The following is a 4,015-nucleotide window of genomic DNA, read 5'->3' on the forward strand; positions in this document are numbered from 1 at the left end:
ACAAATATTAGCAGCTTAATTAAGGAAGGCAGAAGGCAGGAGGCAGGAGGAAAGATAAAGAGGCGTTGCTTAATTGATATCATTTAACCACTCGCAACCATAGTTAGTTAAATCTTCTATGGGTAAATATCTCCACAACTTTACGGTCTTGTCATCACTAGCAGAAGCGATCGTCTCTCCATCAGGACTAAATGCTACACCTATAAACAAATTTTCATGCCCCTCAAAAGTCTGTAGTAATTCTCCTTGACAGTTCCATAATTTCACAGTGTTGTCAATACTAGCAGAAGCGATCGTCTCTCCATCAGGACTAAATGCTACACCTATAAACAAATTTTCATGCCCCTCAAAAGTCTGTAGTAATTCTCCTTGACAGTTCCATAATTTCACAGTGTTGTCAATACTAGCAGAAGCAATAGTCTCTCCATCAGGACAAAAAGCTACATCTATAACCCTATCCTGATGCCGTTCTTAGAAACCTACGATAATCTTAAAAATCTATGATTATCTGTTCTATTCCTGCTTCCTTCTGGCAACGTCGGCGTTATCCAGTCCACAAGCTGACACGGACGAACTGCCCGCCATAGCTAAATTTAATGCTGCATTCAAATCTCGATCGCAGCTAAAATTGCAGTGTTCGCAATTGAAAACGCGCTCTGACAAAGACAGAGATTCTTTAACAGTTCCACAGTTAGAGCAGGTTTTAGAACTAGGGAACCATCTATCAACAATGGTTAACTTAGAGCCGTACAGTTGACATTTGTACTCTAACTGTCTACGAAACTCGTAAAACCCCATAGAACCAACAGCCTTAGCTAGTTTATGGTTAGCCATCATGCCTGATACATTTAGGTCTTCTATTACTATCTGGCTGTGATTTTTAGCCAAGTAAGTAGTAAGTTTATGCAATGTATCTTTTCTGATATTAGCTATTTTGCTATGCAATTGAGCTATCTTAAGTTGCGCTTTTTTCCAGTTGTTTGAAAACTTGACTTTGTGTCGATTCAGGTATTGCAGTCTAGATAATTTAGCCTCTAATTTTTTGTAGGACTTAGCACCAACAAAAACTTCACCAGTTGAGAGAGTTGCTAGTGACTTTACACCTAAATCTACACCAACTACATCTACTGACTTCTCAGTAATTATGGAAGCTGAGTCTATTTTAAAGCTTACAAACCAACGGCCTGCTTTTTTACTAATAGTTACAGATTTGGGAGTGACACTACCTGGTAAAACTTCATAAGTTTTAATCAATCCAATTCGGGGCAGTTTTATATGATTAAAACCTACCGATATTGACCCATCTAGAGTGAAACTATCATCCCTACCTTTCTTCTTGAATTTAGGTGGGCCAGACACTTTGCTAAAGCAACGTTTCCAAGCAACGGATAAATACCTCAAAGCATATTGAGGGGCACACTTAGATACTTCATAATACCAATAGTTATTAGGTTTAACCATTGCTACTAAAAGTTTATGCAGGTCGATTGCAGTAGGAAATTTAAGTTTACTATCAGGATTATTTGAATTGTGATTAAGGATGTTTTTAGTTAACCACAAGCCCCAATTCCAGGCATGGCGAGCCACACCAGCGTGTTTAGCCAGCATTGTTTTTTGCTGTTTATTTGGGTGTAATTCAGTTTTAAATCCAAGTAACATAAATTATAGATAATTGGGAGATTATCATAGATTATCACATATTATACCAGATTATAGCCAACAGTTACTAGCCCCACAAAAGTCTGCAATAATTGCCCATGGCGATACCACAATTTCACTGTTTTGTCATAACTAACAGAGGCAATGGTATTTCCATTAGGGCTAAATGCTACACTATAGAGCTTTTTCGATGACCCTCTAGAGTCTGCAATATCGATAACAATAGTTTTTCCTTTTGCTTCTCTACTTTCTCTTTGTCGAATAAATGCAACTAAATAATCATGTACCAACTGATAACGGTTTGTTGGATTATCTGGCAACAAAAATACTAAGCCAGAATTAACAAAAATCTTTAATACTAACTCCAAATTTTCTACATTAAAATCTACAGCTTCTTTCACCAACTCAGCCTTAGTTTTTTGTGGACGATGATAACTTTCATCTGTTAAGGCAAACAACACTAACCAAGCCAATTTTTCATTTTCTACTCCACAGTCTCTCACCACTTGTGCTAAATATCGCTCCACCAATTCTGCTTTAGGATGGTTTCCTAATTTTTGATATTTTTCGAGATTAGTAATATTGTCTGTTTGTAGTTGCGATCCCACAATTTGTAACTCAATGGGGCGAATTTCTCCTGACTCTTTAGCTAAGTCTGCAACCAACTTTTCTATCAGTTCTGAATCGATTTGAAATTGAGAATTTTCAGTTAATTCTTCAATAACTAATTTTGCTTTTTTCTGCGAAAAATTTCCCAAGTAATAGAGAATATTTTTACTTAAAATATCATTGTCAATAGTATCGAAATTACCCAAACGATTAAGTTCTAATAAATGATGAATATAATCTTCTCGCAGAGATAAAATTATTTTCGTAAAGGGAATATTCAAACAGTCTTGGAAAAACTGAGTAAATTCTCGTTTCTTCCATATTTCGGTATTTTCAAAGAAAAATTCTTCAAATTGGTCAAAAATGATAACTGTGAGTAGATTCAATTCAGCGTTATTTCGCAACTGAGCTAAAATTGCCTCAGTCGAATTAAGATTATCTGAACTAACTACTGATTTTTGAGTTTTTTGTAGCTGCTCTGCTAATTTTTTTCCCAATCTTGAAACCCAATCAACATAAACTCGGTGCAAAACAAGCACTACACGACGAGTATCAATTAATTTTCGATCTAAAGCAGGAATTAGTCCTGTCTGTAAAATGGAACTTTTACCAACTCCTGATTGCCCATGAATGACTATTAATTTACACTGATTATCTCTCACTCTTTTTACCAATTTTTCTACATCAGACTGTCTTCCTGGTGAAGCAACTTCTTGAGTAGCTTTTCTTGGATTAAGCTTAGGAAAAGTTGGATTAATATTTTGTTTTCTATGTCTCAAGCGATTCGCGCCAATGAACGCATGAAACCCAAATTCCTGTTCAATTTTTTGTTGACGTTGCTTGAATTTAAAAGCTGTAAAATAGTCTTTTTCTTGGAAATAAATCTCTCGTAATTCTTTGCATATAGAAAAATAAAGTTTTGGATCGTATTCAGCTCTTGCTTCTGTGATAGCTGTACTCAAATTTTCTATAGCTTCTGTGATTTTACTCAAACATTTATTTGCTTTTCCTAAAGAAAATAAATACCAACCTTGATGAGATAAACGTTCCCAATCTAAAATTATTTTGTCTTTGTCTGAAGTAGAATGAGACGCATTATTCAAGGTGTTGTTGCAAATTGTCAGAGCTTTTTGAGCATACTTTTTTGCTTCTGTGTAGTCATTTTTTGCGAGTTTAACTTCTGCCATGAAACCATTAGCCTGTGCTTCCCGGAATGGGTAAGAATAATTTTGATGTAATTTAATTGCTCTATTAGCGACATTCTCTAACTCATTCCAACGCTGCAAATATTGTAAAATCACTCCCCAAGCATTGATAAACTTAGCTGCCAAGTCAGGGCGTTTAACTCTCTCAAAGGTTTCTACCGACTCCTGATAATAGGAACAAGCAAGATCGTAAGATTTTTCTTGTTCAGCCCGATGCCAAACTCCATAACTGCGCCACCATGAGCCTAGATAATAATTAATGTGAGCTACTCGCACAGGGTTATTCAGTTGTTGCCAAAGTTCGAGACTTCGCTGATAATGCTGTCGTGCCTCTTCTGTAGAATTATCTGCTGCTCTAGCTAAAGCAAATTCTAGATTTGCCTCTAACTCCTGCTCTAAAATGACTTCCCGTTTTTCCAACTCTTTCTGTGCGCGTAACAACTCTTGATAACCACATTCTTCTAACCCCAAGAAAGTATTATCTAAAAATATTCCTGCCCCACTCTCTAAAACTGTTTGATAAACAGACTCACTCGTCTGCC

The 4,015-nt window shown here is 36.2% G+C and carries 3 protein-coding genes and 1 pseudogene; all 4 read right to left on the minus strand.

What is annotated here, in order from left to right; translation table 11 throughout:
• Positions 1 to 69 precede the first annotated feature (69 nt).
• Positions 70 to 390, minus strand: a complete 321-nt coding sequence (locus AC3DU7_RS27450) for a WD40 repeat domain-containing protein (protein ID WP_488042433.1) — start codon at positions 388 to 390, stop codon at positions 70 to 72.
• A pseudogene (locus tag AC3DU7_RS27455) lies at positions 388 to 453 on the minus strand (hypothetical protein); the annotation flags it as partial. The gene AC3DU7_RS27450 and the pseudogene AC3DU7_RS27455, both read right to left, overlap by 3 nt.
• 60 nt (positions 454 to 513) lie before the next feature.
• Complete coding sequence (locus tag AC3DU7_RS27460) at positions 514 to 1,659, minus strand: RNA-guided endonuclease InsQ/TnpB family protein (RefSeq protein WP_488042434.1); 1,146 nt, start codon at positions 1,657 to 1,659, stop codon at positions 514 to 516.
• 41 nt (positions 1,660 to 1,700) lie between these two features.
• Positions 1,701 to 4,015, minus strand: a 2,315-nt coding sequence (locus AC3DU7_RS27465) for an nSTAND1 domain-containing NTPase (RefSeq protein ID WP_488042435.1), incomplete at its 5' end; no start/stop codon positions are given.

The sequence above is a fragment of the Okeania sp. genome, from assembly GCF_983059655.1.